Genomic DNA, 293 nt, shown 5'->3' on the forward strand with positions numbered 1-293 from the left:
CGATCTGGCCCGCTGGAACCAGGACGGCGAGCTCCTCTTCGCGGGTCGCGCGGACGAGCAGGTGAAGATCCGTGGCTACCGGGTGGAGCCGGGGGAGATCGAGGCTGTGCTGGCGTCGCATGAGGCGGTCGGCCAGGTCGCGGTCATCGCCCGTGAGGACCGCCCCGGTGACAAGCGCCTCGTCGCCTACGTCGTCTGCACGGCACTGGGGATCGATCTCGATGAGGTGCGGGCGTTCGCGGGTTCGCGGCTGCCGGACTATATGGTCCCGGCGGCCCTGATCCTGCTCGACG

The 293-nt window shown here is 70.0% G+C and carries 1 protein-coding gene; it reads left to right on the forward strand.

The features are described from left to right. A partial coding sequence (locus FF041_RS38585) for an AMP-binding enzyme (RefSeq protein WP_194292346.1) occupies nt 1-293 on the forward strand: 293 nt, incomplete at both ends.

Source organism: Streptomyces jumonjinensis (genome assembly GCF_009600885.1).
In the GTDB taxonomy this organism is placed as follows: domain Bacteria; phylum Actinomycetota; class Actinomycetes; order Streptomycetales; family Streptomycetaceae; genus Streptomyces; species Streptomyces jumonjinensis.